The sequence below is a fragment of the Campylobacter upsaliensis genome, assembly GCF_900637395.1.
GTDB classification, from domain to species: Bacteria; Campylobacterota; Campylobacteria; order Campylobacterales; family Campylobacteraceae; genus Campylobacter_D; species Campylobacter_D upsaliensis.
The window spans coordinates 1373686-1396722 of record NZ_LR134372.1; the positions used below are offsets into that span (position 1 = coordinate 1373686).

A 23037-nucleotide genomic window follows, 5' to 3' on the forward strand; every position below is an offset into this window, starting at 1 on the left:
TTTTCTATTTTTTTTCGTGGGGTTCATAAAAACTTTCATTTTACAAGATAAATGAAAATATTTTTAAGATTTATCAAAAAGCTCAATCACGCTTTGAGGCAAAAGCTCATATTCTAAAGCGTGAATTTGTGCCTCAAATTCCTCAAAGCTCAAATTTTTCTTTTCAAAGGCTTTTTGTGCGATGATTTTTCCTCCGTCAAGCTCCTCACTGACCCAATGCACACTCACACCCGCGACTTTCATATCACTTTCAAAGCTTTCTTTTATAGCATTTGCACCCTTAAAAAGGGGTAGAAGTGAGGGGTGAAGATTAATCGCTTTCACATTTTGTGTAAAAACAGGACTTAAAATTCGCATAAAACCTGCCAAAATCGTTAAATCCGCCCCACTTTCCTTAATCTTTTCAACTACCACTTCATCAAATTCCTCGCGACTTTTAAAATCTTTATGTTCGATAATCACGCTCTCAAGCCCAAATTTCCTAGCTCTTTCTATACCATAAGCGTCCCTTTTGTTACACAAACAAAGCACCACTTCAAAATGCGTTTTACCAAAGGTTTTTTGATGGAGTTTTGTGAGTAAATTTTCTAAATTACTTCCATTTCCGCTAAAAAGTATGGCAAGTTTTATAAGCATTTTAGTCCTTTTATAAGTTTTAAAGCGTCAAAGCTATTTGCGTTAAATTGATATGCTTTTGAAACAAGAGCGTGTGCTAAAACGGCGTTTTTAGCAGCTTTTAAGGGACTAAAACCAGCTCCTAAAAGTGCGGCTATCATTCCCGCTAAAACATCGCCACTTCCACCTTTTGCTAAATTTGCTTTGCCAAGATTGACGATAAATTGTTTATCTTTTTGTGAAATGATTGTATTTGCACCCTTTAAAACCAAAACGCAAGGGTATTTTTGACTAAATTGTTCCGCATAAAAAAAGCGATTTTTTTGCAGATCTTCCACGCTTAAATTCTGCTTAAAACACATTTTAAAAAGTCTTGTAAATTCTTTAGGATGTGGAGTTAAAACCACATCTTCTCTTTGTAAAAAGGGTAAAATAGCCTCATCTAAAAAAGCATTAGCGTCTAAAACTAAGGGTTTTTTGTTTAAATTCTCATCTTTTAAAAGTTCTAAATTTAAAAGCCCCATTCCAAGTGCGGCAGCGTTAAAATTAAAATCTAAATTTTCTTTTTGCATTAAAAGTGCTGAATTTGGCTTTTCTTTTACAAGAGAAACTAATCCTGCTCCAAAATTTAAAGCCCCAAGTCCTGCTAAATTCGCTGCTCCTGCGTTTCCCACTACGGCGATATGTCCGTAAGCTCCCTTATTTGTTCCAGCATTTCTTTTAATGAGCTTTAAATCCTTTTTTTCAAGTAAATATGTTTTTATTTCTGTGCTAAAAAGCTTATGAGAAATCCCAAGTTTTGCAAGTCTCAATCGCCCCACAAACTCTTTTGTAAAATCTTCCAGCAAAAGCTCTTTAAAAGCTCCCATACTTAGCGTAATGTCCGCTTTAAAGCAAACCTCACTTCCCAAAGCAGTGGGTATATCACAGGCGATTTTAAGGGCTTTATGCTGATTAATCTTTTTTAAAAAATTTGCCGTTTTTGCATCCAAATTCCCCTTAAAACCACTCCCAAAAATGCAATCCACTATCACACCATAACGCTTTATTTTAGGCTCTTTATTAAGAAAAGAAAAGCCATAATTTTTTAAAATTTGCTCTTGTTTTAAAAACATAGCATTTTCTTTAAAACCTAGCTTATAGGCTTTGGCTTTTTTAAGATGACGCAAGGCTACAAGCCCATCAGCAGCATTATTCCCTCCACCTAGTAAAAAAAGCACCCTTTTATTTTGAAGCTTTTTACGCTCTTTTTTGATTAATTTTGCTAAAGCTATGCCAGCATTTTCCATTAAAATAAGCTCATCAAGCCCTAAACTTACTGCTCTTAAATCAAGGCTTTTGCTTTCCTTAACGACAGCTTTCATCACTCACTCCACTTTTCTAAGCTTTTTTGCGTTTTTGCGCCCAAATCTTTAAGCTTACTTACCCTTGAGTTTAAATTTCCTGTCCCTAAAAAAAGCTTATTTTGCAGATTTTCTATTTGAATATTAAGGCTTTTACTCGCATTTTTAAGCTTATCAAAATCCTCTAAAACCCCTGCAAATTTATCGTGAAATTTACCAAGCTCCTCAAAGGCTTTTAAAATATTTTCATTGCTTTTAATGTGTCTCCAAGAAATATTAATGGTATTTAACGCCATAAAAAGCGTGTGTGGGGTGGTGAGATAAATATTTTTCTTATAAGCGTATTGATACAACGAAGCATCAACGCTAAGGGCGAGGTCCAAAAGATTTTGATAGGGGATAAAAAGCAAGATAAAATCATAAGTGTAAGGGCTAAATTTCGTATAAGGCTTTTTGCTAAGCTCATCAATTCTTTCTTTAAGATTAAAGGCAAGATCCTTGCAAACGCGTTTATTTAAATCGCTAAAATCAAAATCATTTGGCAGGGGAAATTTCGCATCGATGATGATATTTTTTTGCGAGTCTAAAAACACAACAGCGTCCGCAATATAGCTTTTTAAATCCTCCTTAAACGGCACTTGGAGTTTATATTGCTCCTCTTTGATTAAACCGCTATTTTCTAGGATATTTTGAAGTTGAAGTTCGGCAAAATTCCCGCGAATTTTTTTATCTCCCTTGAGTATGGTTGCGAGTTTATCGGCATTTGTTTTGATAGTTTGAGAAAATTCAAACATATTTTTAATATTGCTTTGAAGGCTAATTTCATTTTGGCTTAATCTTTCACTATATTCTCTTACGCTCTTTTTTACAGGGATGAAAATCTCCTCTAAAAGCTTTTTAATGTCCTCATTTAGCATAATTTTGTTTTGATTAAGATAATTTAAATTTTGCTTTTGAAGATTATTTTCTAATTTTTGCTCTAAGAGATTAAGAGTTTTTTCATAATCTTGCTTTAAATTTTCTCTTTCTCTTAATTGTAATGACATAAATTCTTTATATTGCGTTTCTTTTTCTTTAAGTGAATTTTCTAAAATTTCGCACCTTGAAAGAGCTTTATATAAAGCGTCTTTTTTATTTTCATTATCTTCTTTTAGGGCTAAAATATCCTTTTGTTTGATCCTATAAAGCACGACAAAAGCATATAATAAAATCAAAATAAATGCTAAAATTATACCCTCATACATCTTTAATCCTAAAACTCAAAGCCTCCAAAAGATGGCTTTTTTCTATGATTTCACTTTGTTTTAAATCCGCACAGCTTCTAGCGACCTTTAAGCTTTTATTAATGGAACGCCTTGAGAGTTTAAAACGCGATATAGCCATATCTAGCACATCTTTTGCCTCCTTGCTTAAAATGCAAAAATGCTTCAAATCCTCATCTTTTAACTTGCCATTAAATTCCCTCTGCCCTCTTTTTTTAGAAAAGCTAAAAGCCTCCAAAACAAGCTCACTCATTTGCTTTGAGCTTAGGCTTGGCTTATCATCTTTGCTTATTTCATCCATAGCTACATAAAGATCTATTCTATCTAAAATAGGCGATGAAATGCGCGCTTTGTATTTTTTCACCTCATTTTCTGTGCAAACACAAGCGAGATTTTTAGAAAATAAATTTCCACACGGGCAAGGATTTTGTGCGGCGATGAAGGCGAATTTGGTTTGGTAAGTGATTTTAGAATTGACCCTTGAAATATGAATTTCATAATCTTCCAAAGGCTCTCTTAAACTCTCTATCACCTGTTTAGAAAAATGCGGAAATTCGTCAAAAAACAGCACTCCGCCATTTGCCAAAGCGACCTCACCTATTTTGGCATTAAGCGTTCCACCTCCAAAAATGCTAGCCCTCGTGCTAGTGTGATGTGGATGTCTAAAAACACGCCTTTTAGCAAATTCGCAATCCTTAGAATCTAGCGACATATAGGCATTTTGCATTAAAATTTCGCTTAAACTTTGCGGCGGCATAATATAAACAAGCCTTTTAGCACACATACTCTTACCACTTCCAGCACTTCCTTCAAAAAGTATATTATGCATACCAAGAGCGGCGATGATACAAGCTTTTTTGGCAAGCTCTTGCCCCTTCACATCGATGAAGTCAAGTTTAAATTCGTCATTGATGATATAAGGCTCATTTTCTATTAATAAGGGCTTGGCAAAAAGGGGGTGGCTTTGAGTGTGGCGGAATTTTTCATAATTTTTCTCTTTAAAAAATTCTAAAGCTTCAAATAAATTTTCGACACCATAAATTTCTAAATTTGGTATCATTGAGGCTTTGAGAGCAAGACTTTTAGGCACGACAAGTTTGGCTCTTTTAAGCTTAGTGCTTAAAAATAAAAGCAAGGAAAAAAGCTCATTTGTGCTTTTGACACTTCCATCAAGTCCAAGTTCTCCCACGACAAAAAAATCGTCCAAGTTCTCCTCATTTTGCAGTAAAATCAAAAGTGCGATAGCAAGGTCAAAGTGTGAGCCCTTTTTGGGGATACCAGAAGGGCTTAGATTAATGGTGATTTTCTTAGCGGGAAAGGTAAAATCGCAAGTTAAAAGAGTCGCTTTAATCCTCTCTACACTTTCTTTAATGGCAGAATTTGGCAAACCTACTATGCTAAGATTTGGCAGTCCTCTTGTAAAAACGCTTTCTACATCGATTAAGTCCAATTCATCGCTAAAGCTTAAGCATTTAAATTTTTTCATTTGCTTTTTTTGATTTGCGTTGCTTTTTAAATTCTTTACTAAATTTTTCGCGTTTAGAAAAAGGAAGTTTTTCTATAAATAAATGCCCGTCTAAATGGTCATTTTCGTGCTGGATCGCCACAGCTAAAAAGTCTTCCGCCTCAAGCTCTTTTTCTTTACCAAAGCGGTCTTGGTATTTAAGTGTGATTTTACGATGCCTTTGCACTTCTTCGAAGAAATCAGGCACACTCAAACAACCCTCCGTGCAAACGATAAGCTCGTCATTAAGAGGAGTTATGACTGGATTGATAATTTCTAACAAATCTTCTTTTTTTTGCTCTTCATTTTCATCGATAATATTAACGATAAAAATCCTCAAAGGCACATCAACTTGTATAGCCGCAAGTCCCACGCCACCACTTGAAAGCATAGTTTCATACATATCATCAAGTAAAGTGTGAAGCTCTTGGTCGAATTTTTCCACAGGTAAAGATTTTAAAAAAAGCCTTTTGTTAGGATAAGTGATGATTTTTCTTACCACGCTGTCCTACTTAAAGCTTTTTTCTAAAACCTTATCGATAAGCCCATATTCTTTAGCCTCAACCGCACTCATAAAAAAGTCTCTTTCGGTATCTTTGGTGATTTTGGCGATTTTTTGATTGGTGTTTTGGGCTAAAATTTCATTAAGTATGGTTTTAAGTCTTAAAATTTCTTTTGCTTGAATTTCTATATCTGTGGCTTGTCCTCTTGCTCCACCTAAGGGCTGATGAATCATAATGCGTGAATTTGGTAATGCAAAACGCTTTTGCTTTGCTCCACAGCTTAACAAAAATGCCCCCATAGAAGCAGCTTGCCCTATACAAATGGTGCAAACATCAGGCTTAATATAATTCATCGTATCATAAATGCTAAAACCACTCGTTATTACGCCACCTGGGGAGTTAATGTAAAGATAAATATCTTTTTGTGGGTCCTCCGCTTCTAAAAATAAGAGTTGTGCCACGATAGAAGATGCCACATCGTCATTAATCTCACCACTTAACATTACAATGCGATCTTTTAAAAGGCGTGAGTAGATGTCATAGCTTCTCTCTCCGCGACTCGTTTTTTCTATTACATAAGGGATATACATTATTTATCTTCTTTCTTTTCTTTTTTAGCCTTTTCCTTAGGCATAAAAATGTCATTAAAAAGCTTTTCTTCAATTAAAGCCATTTTAACCGCTGGTAAAGCACCTTGTTTTTTATAATTTTCCAAATGCTCTTTAGGATTAAAACCATAGCGATATGCCTCAAAATATACCGCTTGAACAAGCTCTTGATCACTCACTTCGATCTTTCTAAGCTTGGCTAACTCATCAATGATAAAGGTAAGTTTCACGCTTTTTTTCGCTTCATCTTTAAAGCTATTTCTCTTAGCTTCATATTTGTCTTTATCATTTTGAATTTCTTTTTTCTCTTCTTCGCTAAAGGCACCAAAAGCTTGTCTAAACTGCATATCAATCTCTTGCTCTAAAATACCCTTAGGCAAATCAAATTCAAAGGTTTCAATCAAAGAATCCGCAAATTTCGCCTTTAATTCTTCGTTAATAAGCTTGAATAATTTTTCATTTTTAATCTGCTCTTTAAGTTTTTCATCTAAAAGCTCTTCACTTGCTTTTTCTTCATTTGGAAGAAGTTTTTTAAGAAGTTCTTCGTTTAATTCTGGAAATTTAAGCTCCTGAATTTCGTGCAGTTTGATTTTAAAAATTGCATCTTTACCTGCTAAATTTGCCGCTCCATATTCTTTAGGGAAAGTTACCGAAATGTCCTTTTCTTCGCCACTTTTCATACCCACCATCGCCTCTTCAAAGCCCGGGATAAATTGCTTAGAGCCTATTTCAAGCACATAGTTTTCAGCCTTACCTCCATCAAAAGCCTTACCATCTACAAAACCTTCAAAGTCAAATTTCGCATAATCACCCTCTTTTAAAGCCCTTTTTGTTTTAATTGCTTCAGTTGTGGCATAGCGTTTTAAAAGCTCATTTTTTTTCTCATCGATTTCTTTTTTACTGACCTTTGGAGTGCTAAATTCAGGGATGCATTTTTCATAACCATCAAGTTTTAATTCAGGCTTGAAAGAAAGAACTAGTTCGGCGATAATTGCATCATTTTCACGCTCAAATTTTTCAAAATAAGGCTCACCCACAAGTTCTTTTAAATCTTTTTTAAGCTCCTTTAAAGCACTATCTACGGCATTTTTGAAAAGATTTTGTTCGGCATCGTTTCTTAATTCTTTCTCATATCTTTTCAAAACGGCACTTACAGGCACCTTACCCGGACGAAAGCCGTCCATTTTTATTGTTTTAGAAGCTTTTTTAGCTAAATTTTCTACCTCAGTATTAATCGATCCACTTGGAATTTTCACGCTTGCAGCGGCATTGACAGAGTCTAATTGCTTGGCTTTTATTTCCATTTTTTTCCTTCAAATAAAATTCAGGCTGAAAGTATAGCAAATTTTTCCTTATTACTTGCATAAAAATTAAAGAGTAATATGATAAAATTAAGAAATTATAAATTGTGGAGAGAATTTTGCAAGAGAAATTTGAAAATTGTGTGAAAAATATGCTTGAGCTTATCGGCGAAAATCCTCAAAGAGAAGGACTTTTAAAAACTCCTACACGCGTTTTTAAATCTTATGAATTTTTAACAAATGGCTATAAAAAAGATGTGAAAGAAATTTTAAATAACGCTCTTTTTGATAGCTCAAACAATGAAATGGTTTTGGTTAGAGATATTGAATTTTACAGCCTTTGCGAGCATCATCTTTTGCCTTTTTTTGGGCGAGCTCACATTGCCTATATCCCAGATAAAAAAGTCGTTGGACTTTCTAAAATTCCACGACTTGTGGAGGTTTTTGCTAGAAGATTACAAATTCAAGAGCAGCTTACCGAGCAAATCGCAGAAGCTTTAATGCAAAATGTCGGTGCTAAAGGTGTTGGAGTCGTGCTTGAAGCAAGACATATGTGTGTAGAGATGAGAGGCGTTCAAAAGGCAAATTCCACAACCTCCACTTCGGCACTTAGGGGACTTTTTCTTAAAAATGAAAAAACAAGACGCGAATTTTTTTCTCTTATTAATTCTTCTAAGCAAGTGAGATTTTAAGGAAGTTGTGATGAAAAAAGACTTGCGGTGCAATTTTATGGACATTTAAGAACTTATGAGAAAACTTATAAAAGTTTATTTAAACATATTATAAAGATAAACGAAGCTGATGGTTGGGAAGTCGATTTTTTCATCTATACTTACGATAAATTCGAACATAACACAAAAACTTGGCATCATCACAATTCTAACCTTAAAAATCGCTTTGTTCTAAAAAGTGATGAAGAAAATTTGCAAAGGATATTTCGCCCAAAAGCCCTTAATATAGGTCATTTAGAAGAGAACGAACATGGGATGTTGAAAAGTATTGAAGAGGGCAATAAACTCCGTCAAGCCTACGAAAAAGAGCAGGGCTTTAAATATGATTTGATTTTTTATACACGACCTGATTTGATTTATGTTAGCGATTTACGAATCAATACTTATTTAGATATTTATCAAAATCATCCTGAATTTAAGCATTTTGGACTTAATTATAAGTTTTATCTCGTGTGTCATGGGCAGTTTAAAAGGCTTCCTGTGGCAGATCCGCGTTATTTTTTAGAAAGTCTATGTTTTTTTTGCAAATTTTAACGCAGGTTATATTAACGGCTGCGATGAGGGAGTGAAAATTTTAATTGATTATACTTTCAATAGGGATTATTTTATGCAAAGAGAGGATTTTATCGTTGGTTTTGGAAGTGATGTTAAGCAAAAATATGAAATGCTTAAAAAAGAATGTGAAGCTTTTAAACAATTGGGCTCTAAAGAAAATTTAAAATCTCTAAAAGCGAAAAATTTAGAACTTAAAATTAAAAAAAAGCAAATAGCTCTCAAAGAATTCATGCGACCCAAATTTATCTTAGCTCAAAATGAAAGCGCTTGTTTTGCGGTAAAGCAACATTTAAGCTATAAGTTGGGTCAAGCGATGATAGAATGCTCAAAGTCCCTTTTTGGTTATGTGTGTTTGCCTTATGTTTTATATTACATCAAAAGCACACACAAAAAAGAAAATTTAGAAACTACACAACAATTTTTAGACTATGAAGAAGCACAAAATATTAAAAATCACTTAAGTTATAAATTAGGTCAAGGCTTGCTCCAAAGGACACGGGGGGGGGGGGGGGATTATGCAAAGCTATATAGCGCTGCTTAAATTTTGGATTTTTGATGTTAAAAAAATTAAAAAAGAATTTTATAAAACAAGCAAATTTTTAAAGACAAAAAGTGAGCTTACAAAAACTTAAAAAAACTGAAAATGAATTTAATTCCATATTTTAAAGAAATCGCAAAAATTTCTGCCGTAAATAGAACAAATAAAACTTTAAATAAAATGCTGTTAATGTAACTCAATTTTTAAATTTTTCTAAATTAAAAGAGTATTTTACTCTTTTTTAATGATTTTTTGTTAAAATTTCCTATCAAACTTTAAAGGAGACACGATGTTTGAATTAAGAAAATTACCTTACGATACTAATGCTTTTGGCGATTTTTTAAGTGCTGAGACCTTTAGTTATCATCACGGCAAACACCACCAAACTTATGTTAATAATCTTAACAATCTTATCCAAAATACCGAATTTGCGGGAAAAGATTTAGTAAGCATTATTAAAAGCTCGAGTGGCGGAGTGTTTAACAACGCAGCTCAGGTGTATAATCACGATTTTTATTTTGACTGCATTACTCCAAGTCAAAGCACCTGTGAATGCCCAAATTTAAAAGCGGCTTTAGAAAAAAATTTTGGCTCATTAGAAAGCTTTAAAGACGAATTTATTAAAGGTGCGACAGGGGTTTTTGGCTCGGGTTGGTTTTGGCTTGTTTTAGATAATAAAACGCAAAAACTTGAATTTGTAGGCACTTCAAACGCTGCTACGCCGATTTGTGAGGATAAAATTCCTCTTTTAGTTGTCGATGTATGGGAGCATGCTTATTATGTCGATCATAGAAATGCTAGACCTGCATATTTGGAGAAATTTTACGCTCATATTAACTGGGCTTTTGTCGCAAAAGCTTATGAGTGGGCTTTGAAAGAGGGTATGAGCTCAGTTAGCTTTTACGCAAATGAACTTCACCCTGTGAAATAATTAGCCCTTATTTCTTTCCTTGAGCTTAGTGATAAGATCATTTAAGCTCAAGTTTTTATCGCTTAATAACACGCTAAGATGATAAAGTAAATCAGCCCCCTCGCAAATCAGCTCCTCTCTATCTCCAGCTACCGCCGCCAAAGCTGTTTCAACTCCCTCTTCGCCGACCTTTTGTGCGATTCTTTTCGTGCCACTTTGAAATAAGCTTGCCGTGTAAGAACTACTTTCATCAGCCATTTTTCTAGCATTTATCAAACGCTCAAGCCTTGAAAGAAAGACATAATCGCCCCCCTTAGAAACGCTCTCAAAACAAGATATAGTGCCATTATGACAGGTTACGCCTACGGGATTGACTAAGATTAAAAGGCTATCTTTATCGCAATCAAGCCCTAAATCTACGATATTTAAGAAATTTCCACTCTCCTCACCCTTAAGCCAAAGCCTTTTTTTAGTGCGTGAGTAAAATACGACCTTACCACACTCAAGGCTCTTTTTTAACGCCTCCTCGTTCATAAAGCCAAGCATTAAAACTTCACAGCTTTTAGCATCCTGTATGATGACAGGAACTAAGCCTCCTACTTTTTGCCAATCTAGCTCTTTAATCAAATTTTCAAATTGTTTCACCCTTTTTCCTTATAGCACTTTTTCAACCACTTCTTTTAATAAAGTCAAATTTTCAAAATCGACAACATACCAATCTTTAGCCTTTTCAAAAGGCTTATCCTTTTCATCTAAAATCCCTTTAAGTGTGTCATAACACTTAATGAAAAGCCTTTCATCGCACAACAAAAACAAAGGCTCTTTTTTCGCTCCCAAATGCACATAAATGCAGTAGTCTCCAAACATTTTCTTCGCACTAAAAACAAAATTTAAATTCGCATTTTCAAGGCATTCTAGCACGAAGTTTTTAAATTCCTCACTTGTCGCCATTATAGTCTTACACTCACGCCATTTTCCTTCAAAAAAAGTTTTAATTCTTTAATGTCAATAAGCCTTTGATGAAACACAGAAGCCGCCAAAGCTCCGTCAATACCAAGCCTAAAAGCCTCTAAAAAGTGCCTCATCTCCCCAGCACCCCCACTAGCGATCAAAGGCACGCAGCAAAGCTTCCTAACAGCACGAAGCTGCTCTAAGTCATAGCCCTTTTTAACGCCGTCTTGATTCATCATATTTAGCACCACCTCCCCAGCACCTAAATCTTGCACCTGTTTCACCCACTCAAGCGTATTTTTACCGCTATGCTTGCTCTTATTCTCATCGCCTGTGTATTGAAACACTTTCAAATTCCCACTCTCATCTTTAAAGCTATCCACACCCACGACAACGCACTGCGTCCCAAAGTCCTTTGCTAAACGCGTGATAAGAGTAGGGTCGTTTAAGGCGGGGGAATTGATAGAAATTTTATCCGCCCCATTAGCCAAAAGTTCCGTCGCATCCGCCTCGCTCTTAATGCCTCCTGCCACGCAAAAAGGGATATTAATGCACTTTGCCACCTCACGCACCCATTTACGGCTCACCCTTTCCCCTCTCGCACTCGCACTAATATCATAAAATACAAGCTCATCAATGCCATTTTGAGAATAAAATTTCGCAAGTTCTACGATGTCGCCCATATCTTTATGGTTTTTAAACTGCACCCCCTTTACAACCCTGCCGTCTTTAACATCTAAACAAGCAATAATGCGTTTTGTTAGCATCTATCCCTCCAAAATATGCTTTTCTTTAAGGTATTTTGCCATTTCCTCATCGCTTTTAATCTTATCAAAACTTGATTGAATTTTGATATTATTACCAACCTTAATTTGCTTATTAATATCCCCGATAAATTCTTTAAAGTCCTCATTTTTATCCACAAGCATATCGATAGTTTGCATATCTAAAGCTTTTTCTTTTGCACTTAAGACAATTTTAGAATTTGAAAATTCGCTGCCATCAAGCTGTATTACACCTATACCAAAGCTTTGATTAAGCCGCCTAAGCTCACTTAAAACCTCGCTATCAAGCTCTTTTAAAACCACTAAATAACCCTCATTTGCCCAGCTAGAATTACTCACCGCTTGAAAATAAGATTCTTTTAAATTCGAAAAATTAATGCTAATTTTAAGCTCAAAAGAAAAGATTTTATAGCTATTAAGTTTCAAACTTTCTAAAAGTCCTAAAGTTTCATTTTGATAATCATCATAAGGAAAATACACCCCCACAATATCAGGGTAATTCCACTTATCCTTGCCACTCTCGCTTTTTTTACTTTTCTCGTGGTAAATGGTCTTGGAATTTAAGCGAAAATCAAGATTTTCATAAAGAAATTTCACAAGCACAGGATGTAAATCCCTTTCATTAAATTTAGTTTTTTCAAGCCTCACTTCTTTTTCTTCGCTTAAGTTTAAATTTATAAGCTCATTTTGTCTTGCTCTTAGCCAAAAAGTCGTTGGTTTTTGAGTGGTTTTGATAAACAAAGAATTATTTTGTTGTGTTTTCATATCCATATACACATAAGCTCCCAAAGTAGCAACAGGCGTTTTTCCTATACTAGATAATCTTTTCTCTAACCCCATCTCACAAGCTTTTTCCCAAATTTCACTCGCACTTAAGGGTTTTTTGGCTTCTTTTAAAATTTCAATTGCTAATTCTTTATAAGTTAATTTTCCAGACATTGCAATCCCTCCTTTATATTAAAAATCCCCTCCAGCAAAGCCTTACCCACGATGACACCACCGCAAAGCCCCTTTAATTTTTTTAAATCCTCAAGTCCTGCCACGCCTCCACTAGCTTGCGTGTGAATGTGAGGAAAGTTTAAAGCAATTTGCTCGTAAAGCCCCACATTCACCCCGCTTAGCGTGCCGTCCTTTGAAATATCCGTGCATAAAATGTGCTTTAAGCCCTCTTTTGCGTAAAGCTCAAGCACTTCAAAAAGCTTTTTTTCACTAGTATCTTGCCAAGCGTTTAAAGCGAGGTAAAAATCCTCTCTCACAGGCTTTACATCAAGAGCTAGGCAGAGTTTATCCGCTCCAAACTCACGCAAAATTTCCACACAAAAAGGTGGATTTGTAAGCGCTAAAGAGCCAATAACCACGCGTTTAACTCCACTTTCTAGCAAATTTTTCACTTCAGCTTTAGTGCGTATGCCTCCGCCCACTTGTAAATTTGCATTAAGATTTAAAGCAAGGCTTTGAATTAGCTCAAACTGCCTTTTATTAGGCTCTTTCGCCCCACTCAAATCGACTAAATGAAGCCATTTTGCCCCCGCTCTCTCATACTCTTTTAACTTCTTTAAAGGCTTAAAATCGTAGCTTTGCTTACTTTCATACTCCCCCTTGACAAGCCTTACAACCTCCCCATCAATCAAATCAATCGCTGGTATCAGCTCACTTTTCATCAATTCTCCTACAATAAAATAAAATTTTTTAGCAAAAGCTCTCCTGCCTCACCACTTCGCTCAGGGTGAAACTGCACACCGTAAAAATTCCCCTTTTTCACAGCCGCACTAAAAGGCTTAGAATACTCACAAGTAGCGATAGTATAGTCATTTAACCCCACACAATAACTATGCACAAAGTAAAAATAAGCCCCATTTAAGCCCTTAAAAAGTGAGTCCTCACTCTTAATCTCATTCCACCCCATATGCGGCAAAGAAAAGCCCTCTTTTTCCTCAAATTTCAAGGTTTTAAAGGGCATAATACCAAGCGTTTTTTGCTCTAATTCTTCACTAAAATCCCCTAAAATTTGCATCCCTAAACAAATTCCAAAAAGAGGCTTTTGCGTGCTTTTAATAAAATCACAAAGCCCAAATTTTTCTAAATTTCTCATCGCTGCTGCTGCTGTGCCAACACCGGGTAAAAAGAGCTTATCCGCTTTTTCAAGCTCTTTTAAATCCCTTGAAATCTCTGCTTTAAAGCCTAGTCTCTCAAGGCTAAATTTCAAACTTGCCAAATTCGCACAAGCTGTATCAATGATGTAAAGTTTCATAATGTGCCTTTGTTGTTTTCATACTCATATCTTAACGCATCAATGCTAATTAACTTTTCATCTTTCAAAATGTAAAAATAACTCCAGCCATTGTGATTTGCTTTATTAAGATATTTAGCTGCCATTTTATGTATGCTTAAAATTTCTTTATTATCACTAACTTTATTATTATGCACTAAATAGCAAATGAAATTTTGATTTTTATCATAAAAACGCTCATTTTCCTTTAAAAACCCCGCGTTTAAGAGCCTTTCTAAACTTACTTTTGGAGGCTTAATTTCAAGTTCATTTCTGGTAAGTTCATTATCTTCTACGCAAACTTGCTCAATTCTCGCCTTAGCAATTTTGACATAATTTTCATCTTGTTCTATTCCTATAAAATGGCGACCTAGTCTTTTTGCAACTGCTCCTGTTGTGCCTGTGCCAAAAAAGGGGTCTAAGACTAAAGCGCCGTTTTTTGTGCTAGAGAGTATGACTTTTTCAAGCAAAGCTTCTGGCTTTTGTGTGGAATGAGCCTTTTTGCCATTTTTATCTTTTAATCTCTCATTTCCTATGCAAATTCCTATATTCCAAATAGATTTTTCTTGCTTATTATGATTTAAAAATTTCATTGTTTTATAATTAAAAGTGAATTTTGCATTTTTATTTTTAGAACACCAAATTAAAGTCTCGTGTGCATTACAAAACCTTGTACCTTTGAAATTTGGCACAGGGTTGGATTTTGCCCAAATCACATCATTTAAAATCCAAAAACCCAAATCCTGCATTATATAACCTAATCTAAAAATATTTTGAAAAGAGCCTATGACCCAAATGCTTCCCACATCTTTTAAAATTCTTTTACACTCGCTAAGCCAAGTTTTGCAAAATTCATCATATGCTTGCAAGGATTCAAATTTATCCCACGCATCATTAACGCCTTTAAAAATTTCGCCATTTGTCCTTAAAAGTTCGCCGTCTGTTTGCATAAAATAAGGGGGATCAGCAAAGATTAAATCAACGCTTTTATTGGGGATAGTTTTTAAAATTTTCAAACAATCCCCCTGCAAAATCACATCTTTTCGCACCATCATAAATCCTTTAAATTTTTACCTGTAGGAAAAAATTCTTTTCTAAGTTCTATAAATTCATCTTTATTTGAAAGTAAATTTTTTATTAATTTTGGATAAGTTTTTTTAATCTTTAAAAGAGCATTTTTAATTTCTTTGCTAGTATCAAAATCTGGAACGCTTAAAATATTCCCACTTCTTTCTTCTTTATTTTTTCTAAGGTGCGAAATAAACTCATCATAAATATCTACTCTTTTAAAAAAAATTTCAAATAATTCTTTTCCATAAAAGATAAAAATATCAACCTTATCGTCAGTATTATTACTAATTTGCTCTTGATAAAATTTTTTATTTTTTTTCAAACTATCATCACTAAACCACATACAAGCCCTAATTTGATAACTTGGGAATTTAAGCTTTAAGGTTTTTATTTTTTTGATCAAATTGCTATATTGTCCTCGTTTTTTCGTACTATCGTGGTCATCTCTAATCTTTTGCTCGATAAGATAAATTACCCCATTATTTTTAAAAATCTGATCGGCGTTTAATCTATTTCTCTCCTCGTCAAACCCTATGTTTTTATCTAGCAATTCATAGTTCATCTCGCTAATATATTCCGTTAAAATTTCCTCAATAAAATCTCCAAATTTAATTTCACAACTTTGAGTAATATTTTGTATCAATTTTGTCTTAGCATTTGTAATTCTAAATAAACCTATATAACGCTTAGGATTTTTAAGCACTGTAAGTAATATTTCATAATTTAAATCTTCGCCAAAAATTCTATCATCAAGCCTATCTTTAAATTCCTCATAAGTCATAACACCCCCTTAGAACTCGCCAAATTCTCGCTTTCTATCTTAATGGCTTGTTTAAGGGCTTTTGCAAAGGCTTTAAAAAGGGCTTCACATTTATGATGGTCATTTTTACCTTTCACTTTTAAATGCAAACTTACCCCCAAAGCATAACTTAAAGAATAGAAAAAATGTTCTATCATCTCCGTGCTAAGTGTGCCAAGCTTTTTCTTTTTAAATTTCGCTTTAAATTTAAGAAAAGGGCGATTGGAAAAATCTAGAGCACAACTTGCCAAACTCTCGTCCATAGGCAAAACAAAGCCGTATCTTGCTATACCAATTTTATCTCCCAAAGCCCTTTTTAACGCCTCTCCTAAAGCTAGAGCAATATCTTCTACACTATGATGCTCATCAACTTCTAAATCCCCCCTACAACTAAGCTCAAGCCCTATGCCACTATGTACGGCAATTTGTTCTATCATATGGTCTAAAAAAGCCACTCCACTTTTTACGCTAACCTCACCGCCATTTAAAGCCACCTTGACGCTAATATCCGTTTCCTTAGTCTTTCTTTTCACACTAGCGTGGCGAAAGGAATTTAAAATTTGCTCCGTTATCTCCTCCCAAGAAAGCTCTCCATATCTAAGCCCAGTAAGTCCCAAATTTAAAGCTAAGTCCATATCACTTTGCCTATCGCCTATGACAAAACTTTGCTCCTTATCATACAAATGATATTTAATGTAGTCTTCTAAAAGGGCAGTTTTAGGCTTTCTACACGCACAATTTTCCTTTTCAAAATGCGGACAGATGAAAATATCCTTAAATTCAATGCCACAACCTTGCAAAATTTCAAGCATCTTAAAATGTGCCTTTTCAAAGTCTTCTTTGGGAAAGCTTGTCGTGCCAAGTCCGTCTTGATTGCTTATCATTACAAAACTAAAGCCGAATTTTTGAAGTCTTAAAAGTGCTGGGATAGCTCCTTTTTCAAAAGCTAGTTTTTCGAGGCTATCGACTTGAAAATCTTCTTTTGGCTCTTTTATCAAAGTGCCGTCTCTATCGATAAAAAGAATTTTTTCACTCATTTTCTAGGGTCCTTAAACGCAAACTTACGGCATTTTTATGTGCCATTAAACACTCAGCTTCCGCCATAAGCTCCACGCTTTTAGCCAAATTTTTAAAGCCATCAACGCTTAATTCTTGCACACTCATCGTCTTCATAAAGTCCATTAAACTTAGGCTTGAGTGCGTTTTTGTCAGTCCATAAGTAGGCAAGACATGATTAGTCCCACTTGCATAATCACCCATAGACTCAGGCGAATACGCTCCTAAAAATACAGAACCTGCGTGCTTGACACCGCTTAAAAGCTCTCTTGGATTTTGCGTTTGTATGATTAAATGCTCTGGTGCGTAAGCATTTGAAATTTCAAGAGCCTCATTTAAATCTTTAGTGATGAAAATTTTAGAATTACTTAAGCTTTTAGAGGCAATTTCTTTTCTAGGCAAATTTTCAAGCTGAATTTCAAGCTCTTTTTGCACTTTTTTAGCAAAGTCCTCGCTTAAACACACTAAAATGACTTGAGAATCCGCTCCGTGTTCAGCTTGTGAGAGCAAATCACTCGCTACGAAATCAGCTCTAGCATTTTCATCAGCAATCACCAAAACTTCGCTAGGTCCTGCTTGCATATCTATACTAGCACCCATTATATCGCTACTAACCTGCCTTTTAGCTTCCGTTACAAAGGCATTTCCAGGACCAAAAATTTTATCCACTTTTACAACGCTTTTTGTCCCATAAGCAAGGGCGGCTATGGCTCCAGCTCCTCCCATTTGATAAATTTCATCGACCTTACAAAGTTTCGCACAAAATAGCACAACATCATTGATTTTAGCGGGACTTGCTAGGACTATTTTTTCGCATTTTGCTATTTTAGCAGGGATAGCAAGCATTAAGGCTGTGGAAAAAAGCGGAGCCGAACCCGCAGGGATATACAAACCCACCTTTTCAATAGGACGCGTCAAAAGCTCACAGCAAACGCCCTTGCTAGTTTCCACCCTTAACACTTCTTTAAGCTGGGCTTGATGAAATTGTGTGATATTTTCATAAGCTTTTTGAATCGCCTTTTTTAAATTTTCATCGACTCTTTCACACGCTTCATTGAGCTCTTTTTGTGAAATTTGAATACTTGAAATTTCAGCTTTATCAAATTTTAAGGCTTGCTCATACAGAGCTTCATCGCCTCTTTTTTTCACATCATCAATAATTCCTTTAACCACATCACCAAGCTCTTCTTTAACGCTCATCACAGGGCGTTTGAGGGCTTCAAATTTTTCTTTTTCATTTAAATTTTTATAGTTTAATACTTGCATTTTTCACCTCAGCATTTTTTCAATAGGCAAGACCAAAATCGAACTCGCCCCTTCATCTTTTAAAGCCTCCATAGTCTCCCAAAACAAATTTTCTTTACTTACCATATGTAAGGCGACATTTTTTTCATCGTGTGAAAGGGGGATTATGGTCGGTTTTTCCATACCAGGAAGTAAATTTTGTATAACGCTAAGTTTTTCTTTTGGGGCGTGAAGCATAATATACTTACTTTCTCTTGCCTGCATAACACCCTCTATACGCAATAAAATTTTATCCACTAAACTTTGACAATCTTTATTTAAGGAGGCGGATTTTTGTATCAAGCAGGCTTTTGACTCATAAATGATTTGAACCTCTTTTAAATCGTTAGCTTGCAAAGTCGCTCCACTTGAAACCAAATCGCAAATCGCATCAGCCAAATTTGCCCTTGGAGCAACTTCAACAGAGCCTGTTAGCATACAATTTTTGTAATTTACGCCCTGTTCTTGCATAAAGCGTTTTAAAAGCTGCGGATAAGAAGTAGCTATCCTAAGCCCTTCAAAGTCCTTGATATCTTTAAATTCCTTATTTTGAGGTAGGGCTAAAGAAAGGCGACAATAACCAAAATCAAGCTTTTTAAGTAACTTAAATTCAACGCTTTCTTTTTGTGCTTCACGCTCAAGGGCGTGTTCTTCCAAAACATTTTCACCTATAATGCCTAAATCTACAACCCCATCAAAAACAAGTCCCGGTATATCATCATCACGCACCCTTAAAACATCTAGGGCTAAATTTGTCGAACAGGCTATTAAACTTTGCTCGTGAATATGCATTTTAACGCCACATTTTGCAAGAAGCTCTAAAGACTCCTTAGATAATCTGCCTGATTTTTGTATCGCGATACGAAGACGCTCTTGCATAATTCTTCCTTAAAATAAAATATGATTAAATTTTAACAAAAATAATTGAATTTTAGCAAGATTAAAAAGGTATTAAATAAAATGGAGAGATAATTTAGTGGAAAATTCCACTAAATTTTTAGGCTACAAATTCGATAAAAGCCATTTCGGCGGCATCACCACGGCGAATTCTTGTTTTAATAATTCTAGTATAGCCACCTTTTCTTTCTTTAAATTGCGGGGCAATTTCATTAACAAGCTTATTTGTAGCGTATTTATTTTGCAAAGAAGCAAAAACAGCTCTATGTGCGTTAAAATCGCCCTCTCTAGCTCTAGTGATTAATCTCTCAACATAAGATCTTAATTCTTTAGCCTTAGGTAAAGTTGTTTCAATTTTCCCGCTATTTACAAGAGCTATAGTTAAATTCTTTAACAAAGCCCCACGATGCGATGAAGTTCTGCCAAGTTTTCTATATCCGTGTTTATGTCTCATTATTTATCCTTCGTTTTGTGCTTTAAGTTCTTCAATTTTTTTCTTAAGCAAATCTTTATTATCACTCAATTTAGAAGTGCCGACTGCAAAACCTATGCTTTCCATAACGCTTTTAATCTCATCTAAAGATTTCTTACCTAAATTTTTAAGTCCAGCTAATTCATTGACGCTCATAAGGGCTAACTCACCAATATAAACAACTCCAGCTTTTTCAAGGCAATTATAACTTCTAGCACTTAAATTTAAATCGGTAATGTTTTGAAGAAGCTTAGTATTTTCAAGCTCATTATGACTTGCTTGTGTTTTAATCATACTTCTAACATTTGTGATTTTATCAAAAACGCTTAATTGTTTATACATCGCCTCTAAAGCATTTTGAAAAGCCTCGTTTGGAGTGATTTGTCCGTCTGTTGTGATAGTTAAAACCACTTTTTCATAATCTGGATTATCCTCAAATAAAACCTTTTCTATGTCATAGGTCGCTTCTCTTATTGGAGTAAAAAAGGCATCAAGAGCTATGAATTTATTATCATCTAAAAGCTCTTTAATCTCCTCACTTGGCACATAGCCTATACCCTTTTCGATGATGAGTGTGAATTTAAGCTCGGCATCTTCATTAATGGTCGCCAAATAGGCATCTTCATTAACAACGCTAACTTGATCATTATCCAAATCTCTGCCGTGAATTTCTTTAGGTCCCTTAAAGTAAAACTCGACAATTTCTTTATTGCTATCGCTTTTAAGTTTGAAGCGAAGTTTTTTAAGATTGATGATAAAAAGCGCCACATCTTCAAGCATACCACGCATACTATCAAATTCGTGCGCAACACCCTCAATATAAATAGCCGTAGGTGCATAGCCCACAGTGCTAGTATAAAGCAAACGGCGAAGTGGGTGTGCTAAAGTAATGCCATAGCCTATTTCAAAAGGCCAAGCACTAATTTTAGCACTTGTTTCACTTAAACTTTCTATGGTAAATTCAGTCGGTGTATAAGCAGATGTTGTTATATGTCTCATATCTGCTCCTTCTTACTTAGAGTAAAGCTCGACAATAAATCTTTCCTCGACAGGAATGACCACTTCTTCTCTTTCTGGCTTTCTTGTAAAAATTCCATATCTTTTATCTTTTTCTACATCGACCCAAGCCACGATACCCGTTTGAGCTGTTAAGTCAATCGCTCTTGAAATTTGAGGATTATTTTTACTTTTTTCCGCCACTTCTATTTTAGCACCCGCTTCAACTCTAAAGCTCGGGATATCCACTCTTCTGCCATTAACCAAAATATGTCCGTGCGTTACAAGCTGTCTTGCAAAACGGCGTGTGGTTGCAAAGCCCATTCTATAAACGACATTATCAAGTCTTTGTTCTAAAAGCTGGATAAGTAAAACCCCTGTGTTTCCATCTTTTCTCGCTGCTTCAGCAAATAATCTTCTAAATTGCTTTTCGCTTACACCATACATAAATTTAGCTTTTTGTTTCTCTCTTAATTGAAGTCCGTATTCACTTATTTTACCTCTTCTTGCTCCGTGCTGACCTGGTGCATAAGGACGCTTATCAAGCGCACTCTTACCTGCCAATCTTCTTTCGCCCTTTAATGCAAGGCTTACTCCAAAGCGTCTTTCTAATTTTTCTACTGGTCCTCTATATCTTGCCATATTATTCTCCTTTATTTTTAGACGCGGCGGCGTTTAGGTGGTCTGCAGCCATTATGAGCTAATGGGGTTATGTCTTTTAAGAAAAGCACCTTAATACCCTCCATAGCACCGACACTTTTTACAGCAGTTTCTCTACCGCTTCCTGGTCCTTGCACCTTAATGCCAACTTCTTTAATGCCGTGTTCTTTTGCTTTAGTTAAGGCACTTTCTACGGCTTGCTGTGCGGCGTAAGGAGTGGATTTTTTAGAGCCTTTAAAGCCTAGTCCTCCCGCACTCGCCCAAGCGATAGCATTTCCCATTTCATCAGTAACTGTAACCATAGTGTTATTAAAAGTCGCACTGATATAGACAATACCTTTGGCGATATTTTTCTTAACAATTTTTTTCTTTACAATTTTTCTTTTTGCCATTTTCTATCCTTATGATTTCGCACCGACTGTTTTTCTTTTGCCTTTGCGTGTTCGAGCATTAGTTTTTGTCTTTTGCCCACGCACAGGAAGACCTTTTCTATGTCTTAAACCTCTAAAACTTCCCAAATCCATCAAAGCTTTAATGTCCATAGCTACTTGCTTTCTTAAATCACCCTCAACCATATAGTTTTCTTGGATTTCTTTACGAATCGCTGCCGCCTCATCTTCACTTAGCTCATGCACTCTTTTATCATAAGAAATTCCTGTTTTATCCAGAATTTTTCTTGAAGTAAAAAGCCCTATACCATAAATGTAGGTCAAGCCATACTCAACTCTCTTTTTCTTTGGTAAATCAACACCTGCAATACGAGCCATATTTATCCTTGTCTTTGTTTATGTTTTGGATTCTCGCAAATAATGCGAACAACGCCCTTGCGGCGCACCACTTTGCACTTATCGCACATTTTCTTAACGGAAGGTCTAACTTTCATCGTTAAGCTCCTTTAATAAATTCGCATTTTCATTTCTTGTAAGCGAGGCTTTAAGCCAACTATTTTCAAAACAAATGCCAAATTTTGAAAATACTTTTTTGCAAAGTAACTCACAAAAACGCATATTCTATTTAAATAGAACTTTAACTTTGCTTATTTTTCATAAAATTTTATAAAAAGTGAAGTTTAAGACTATTTTAACTGCTTTTTTGTAAAATCCCTTTTTTGCATTAGTTTAAGGATTATAGTGAATTTGATGGATTTGCCTTATTTTTTGGTGGGAATTATTTCAGGTATAGCTTCTGGGCTTTTTGGTATAGGAGGAGGTATGATTATCGTTCCAACTATGCTATTTTTAGGCATTAGCTCACATCAGGCTGTGGCAATTTCTGTGGTGCAGATGATTTTTGCCGCAATTTTTGGCTCTTATATCAATCACAAAAAGAAAAATTTAAATTTTAAAGACGGCATTTACATAGGACTAGGGGGACTTTTGGGGGCGAGTTTTAGTGGGGTTTTAGTAAGTCATCTTAGTGATATTGCCCTAACGGCTATATTTTTGTGTGTAAGTTTTGCCTTTTTTCTAAAATATGCTTTTGGAGTGAAAAACACGACAAATCACACGCAAAGAAGCAAATTTGCCAAAAATGCTATTTTATTTGGTGCTGGTGTTTTTACTGGGATTTTTGCTATCTCTTTAGGCATAGGTGGCGGACTTTTGATCGCTCCTATTTTGGCATATTTTTTAGGCTATGATAATAAAAAAGTCGTGCCTATTTCTTTATTTTTTGTTATATTTGCTTCTTTGGCAGGACTTTTTTCTTTTATAAATGCTGATATTATCACTTACGAGCTTGCACAAAAAGGCGTTATTGTAGGTGTAGCTTCTATGATAGGTGTTTTTGTGGGGATTAAGATTATGGAGAAAATGCGTCTTTCTTCACATTTTAAAATTTTGCTTGTTGTTTATGCTCTTTCTATCGCTATGACGACTTATTCTTTACTTAATAAATTAGGTTTAATTTCATCAATTTACTAAAGGAT

General features: G+C 35.2%; 30 protein-coding genes. 5 read left to right on the top strand and 25 right to left on the bottom strand.

Annotation, left to right across the window (positions count from 1 at the left end; translation table 11 throughout):
* Window positions 1-63: 63 nt before the first annotated feature.
* Genes purN through tig form a run of 7 tightly spaced genes read right to left on the bottom strand, consistent with a single transcriptional unit; the run spans window position 64 to window position 7139 of the window.
* A complete protein-coding gene (gene purN / locus EL158_RS06885) occupies window positions 64-636 on the bottom strand; it encodes a phosphoribosylglycinamide formyltransferase (protein ID WP_027304699.1) in 573 nt (190 codons plus the stop codon).
* Window positions 627-1979, bottom strand: coding sequence for an NAD(P)H-hydrate epimerase (locus EL158_RS06890; RefSeq protein ID WP_027304700.1), 1353 nt, complete (start codon window positions 1977-1979; stop codon window positions 627-629). Before EL158_RS06890 ends, purN begins: the two co-directional genes overlap by 10 nt.
* Window positions 1979-3202: a DNA recombination protein RmuC gene (locus EL158_RS06895; protein WP_027304701.1), complete on the bottom strand. Its 1224-nt coding sequence runs from the start codon at window positions 3200-3202 to the stop codon at window positions 1979-1981. The genes EL158_RS06890 and EL158_RS06895 overlap by 1 nt, the downstream gene beginning before the upstream one ends.
* Complete coding sequence (locus EL158_RS06900) at window positions 3195-4706, bottom strand: YifB family Mg chelatase-like AAA ATPase (protein ID WP_004277805.1); 1512 nt, start codon at window positions 4704-4706, stop codon at window positions 3195-3197. The genes EL158_RS06895 and EL158_RS06900 overlap by 8 nt, the downstream gene beginning before the upstream one ends.
* On the bottom strand, window positions 4693-5226 hold the full coding sequence (def, locus tag EL158_RS06905; protein WP_027304702.1) for a peptide deformylase: 534 nt from the start codon (window positions 5224-5226) through the stop codon (window positions 4693-4695). Before def ends, EL158_RS06900 begins: the two co-directional genes overlap by 14 nt.
* A gap of 6 nt (window positions 5227-5232) precedes the next feature.
* Window positions 5233-5817, bottom strand: coding sequence for an ATP-dependent Clp endopeptidase proteolytic subunit ClpP (gene clpP, locus EL158_RS06910; protein ID WP_004277807.1), 585 nt, complete (start codon window positions 5815-5817; stop codon window positions 5233-5235).
* Window positions 5817-7139 carry a trigger factor gene (gene tig / locus EL158_RS06915; RefSeq protein ID WP_027304703.1) on the bottom strand — a complete coding sequence of 441 codons (1323 nt, stop codon included), beginning with the start codon at window positions 7137-7139 and terminating at the stop codon, window positions 5817-5819. The genes clpP and tig overlap by 1 nt, the downstream gene beginning before the upstream one ends.
* 116 nt (window positions 7140-7255) lie before the next feature.
* On the opposite strand from tig, the gene folE reads away from it, so the two are divergent.
* From folE to sodB, 4 genes are all read left to right on the top strand, one after another.
* Window positions 7256-7828, top strand: coding sequence for a GTP cyclohydrolase I FolE (gene folE, locus EL158_RS06920; RefSeq protein ID WP_027304704.1), 573 nt, complete (start codon window positions 7256-7258; stop codon window positions 7826-7828).
* 27 nt (window positions 7829-7855) lie between these two features.
* A complete protein-coding gene (locus EL158_RS08600) occupies window positions 7856-8401 on the top strand; it encodes a hypothetical protein (protein WP_167541490.1) in 546 nt (181 codons plus the stop codon).
* 73 nt (window positions 8402-8474) lie between these two features.
* Window positions 8475-8963, top strand: a complete 489-nt coding sequence (locus EL158_RS08605; protein ID WP_167541491.1) for a DUF8374 domain-containing protein — start codon at window positions 8475-8477, stop codon at window positions 8961-8963.
* 286 nt (window positions 8964-9249) lie between these two features.
* The gene (gene sodB, locus EL158_RS06930; protein ID WP_027304705.1) at window positions 9250-9891 is read left to right on the top strand and encodes a superoxide dismutase [Fe]; all 642 of its coding nucleotides are present in this window, start codon (window positions 9250-9252) and stop codon (window positions 9889-9891) included.
* Here the strand turns inward: sodB and hisIE are convergent, their stop codons facing one another.
* From hisIE to EL158_RS08865, 18 genes are all read right to left on the bottom strand, one after another.
* Window positions 9892-10515, bottom strand: a complete 624-nt coding sequence (gene hisIE / locus EL158_RS06935) for a bifunctional phosphoribosyl-AMP cyclohydrolase/phosphoribosyl-ATP diphosphatase HisIE (protein WP_027304706.1) — start codon at window positions 10513-10515, stop codon at window positions 9892-9894. It lies immediately after the preceding gene.
* A gap of 9 nt (window positions 10516-10524) precedes the next feature.
* The gene (locus EL158_RS06940) at window positions 10525-10821 is read right to left on the bottom strand and encodes a hypothetical protein (protein ID WP_027304707.1); all 297 of its coding nucleotides are present in this window, start codon (window positions 10819-10821) and stop codon (window positions 10525-10527) included.
* Window positions 10821-11588 carry an imidazole glycerol phosphate synthase subunit HisF gene (gene hisF / locus EL158_RS06945; RefSeq protein WP_027304708.1) on the bottom strand — a complete coding sequence of 256 codons (768 nt, stop codon included), beginning with the start codon at window positions 11586-11588 and terminating at the stop codon, window positions 10821-10823. The genes EL158_RS06940 and hisF overlap by 1 nt, the downstream gene beginning before the upstream one ends.
* Entirely contained in the window at window positions 11589-12545 is a 957-nt protein-coding gene (locus tag EL158_RS06950) for an HTH domain-containing protein (protein WP_027304709.1), read from the bottom strand.
* Window positions 12530-13267, bottom strand: a complete 738-nt coding sequence (hisA, locus tag EL158_RS06955; RefSeq protein ID WP_027304710.1) for a 1-(5-phosphoribosyl)-5-[(5-phosphoribosylamino)methylideneamino]imidazole-4-carboxamide isomerase — start codon at window positions 13265-13267, stop codon at window positions 12530-12532. Before hisA ends, EL158_RS06950 begins: the two co-directional genes overlap by 16 nt.
* Window positions 13268-13275: 8 nt before the next feature.
* Window positions 13276-13857, bottom strand: a complete 582-nt coding sequence (gene hisH, locus EL158_RS06960) for an imidazole glycerol phosphate synthase subunit HisH (protein WP_027304711.1) — start codon at window positions 13855-13857, stop codon at window positions 13276-13278.
* Window positions 13854-14930: a DNA-methyltransferase gene (locus tag EL158_RS06965; RefSeq protein WP_034956174.1), complete on the bottom strand. Its 1077-nt coding sequence runs from the start codon at window positions 14928-14930 to the stop codon at window positions 13854-13856. Before EL158_RS06965 ends, hisH begins: the two co-directional genes overlap by 4 nt.
* Complete coding sequence (locus EL158_RS06970) at window positions 14927-15727, bottom strand: HpyAIV family type II restriction enzyme (protein ID WP_027304713.1); 801 nt, start codon at window positions 15725-15727, stop codon at window positions 14927-14929. The genes EL158_RS06965 and EL158_RS06970 overlap by 4 nt, the downstream gene beginning before the upstream one ends.
* Window positions 15724-16782 carry a bifunctional histidinol-phosphatase/imidazoleglycerol-phosphate dehydratase HisB gene (gene hisB / locus EL158_RS06975; protein ID WP_027304714.1) on the bottom strand — a complete coding sequence of 353 codons (1059 nt, stop codon included), beginning with the start codon at window positions 16780-16782 and terminating at the stop codon, window positions 15724-15726. The genes EL158_RS06970 and hisB overlap by 4 nt, the downstream gene beginning before the upstream one ends.
* Window positions 16775-18067, bottom strand: coding sequence for a histidinol dehydrogenase (gene hisD, locus EL158_RS06980; RefSeq protein WP_027304715.1), 1293 nt, complete (start codon window positions 18065-18067; stop codon window positions 16775-16777). Before hisD ends, hisB begins: the two co-directional genes overlap by 8 nt.
* A 3-nt stretch (window positions 18068-18070) precedes the next feature.
* Window positions 18071-18964, bottom strand: a complete 894-nt coding sequence (hisG, locus tag EL158_RS06985) for an ATP phosphoribosyltransferase (protein ID WP_027304716.1) — start codon at window positions 18962-18964, stop codon at window positions 18071-18073.
* A gap of 118 nt (window positions 18965-19082) precedes the next feature.
* Complete coding sequence (rplQ, locus tag EL158_RS06990) at window positions 19083-19436, bottom strand: 50S ribosomal protein L17 (protein ID WP_004275299.1); 354 nt, start codon at window positions 19434-19436, stop codon at window positions 19083-19085.
* Between the two features lie 3 nt (window positions 19437-19439).
* Window positions 19440-20453 (bottom strand): DNA-directed RNA polymerase subunit alpha, encoded by a 1014-nt coding sequence (locus EL158_RS06995; protein ID WP_027304717.1) that lies wholly within the window; start codon window positions 20451-20453, stop codon window positions 19440-19442.
* Between the two features lie 12 nt (window positions 20454-20465).
* Complete coding sequence (gene rpsD, locus EL158_RS07000; RefSeq protein WP_027304718.1) at window positions 20466-21092, bottom strand: 30S ribosomal protein S4; 627 nt, start codon at window positions 21090-21092, stop codon at window positions 20466-20468.
* A gap of 17 nt (window positions 21093-21109) precedes the next feature.
* Window positions 21110-21502, bottom strand: a complete 393-nt coding sequence (gene rpsK / locus EL158_RS07005; protein ID WP_004277824.1) for a 30S ribosomal protein S11 — start codon at window positions 21500-21502, stop codon at window positions 21110-21112.
* 9 nt (window positions 21503-21511) lie between these two features.
* On the bottom strand, window positions 21512-21877 hold the full coding sequence (rpsM, locus tag EL158_RS07010; RefSeq protein ID WP_002824953.1) for a 30S ribosomal protein S13: 366 nt from the start codon (window positions 21875-21877) through the stop codon (window positions 21512-21514).
* Between the two features lie 2 nt (window positions 21878-21879).
* The gene (gene rpmJ, locus EL158_RS07015) at window positions 21880-21993 is read right to left on the bottom strand and encodes a 50S ribosomal protein L36 (protein ID WP_002781429.1); all 114 of its coding nucleotides are present in this window, start codon (window positions 21991-21993) and stop codon (window positions 21880-21882) included.
* Window positions 21983-22117, bottom strand: coding sequence for a hypothetical protein (locus EL158_RS08865; protein WP_004275303.1), 135 nt, complete (start codon window positions 22115-22117; stop codon window positions 21983-21985). The genes rpmJ and EL158_RS08865 overlap by 11 nt, the downstream gene beginning before the upstream one ends.
* A 123-nt stretch (window positions 22118-22240) precedes the next feature.
* Between EL158_RS08865 and EL158_RS07020 the strand changes: the two genes are divergently transcribed.
* Window positions 22241-23032: a sulfite exporter TauE/SafE family protein gene (locus EL158_RS07020; RefSeq protein WP_027304719.1), complete on the top strand. Its 792-nt coding sequence runs from the start codon at window positions 22241-22243 to the stop codon at window positions 23030-23032.
* The last annotated feature ends 5 nt before the right edge of the window (window positions 23033-23037 follow it).